Below are 253 nucleotides of genomic sequence, written 5' to 3' on the forward strand. Positions count from 1 at the left end.
CGAACCGTTCTAACCGCACGATCAAAAACAGCGCCGTGGCCGGCGCTGTCAAGACGCTAAAATCGCTCGGGGTAGGACCATCGTTTTACGTGAAAACCGGGCCATCAACTCGCGTGATCACACTCAGAATGGCACCTTATTCTCCGACCCGCGCCCCCGTTTCCCACCGGGGTGCGCACCACCAAAGTAGGCGTCATCGGCCTCTACATGGCCCACCAGCTGGCGTTCGGACTCGCGCTCGGCCATCACCTCC

1 pseudogene is annotated in these 253 nt (G+C 60.9%); it reads right to left on the minus strand.

The features are described from left to right. Window positions 1-126 precede the first annotated feature (126 nt). Window positions 127-253 (minus strand): annotated as a pseudogene (locus F1735_RS37210) (IS1595 family transposase); the annotation flags it as partial.

This window comes from Massilia genomosp. 1 (genome assembly GCF_011682185.1).
Taxonomy (GTDB): Bacteria; Pseudomonadota; Gammaproteobacteria; order Burkholderiales; family Burkholderiaceae_D; genus Telluria_A; species Telluria_A rubra.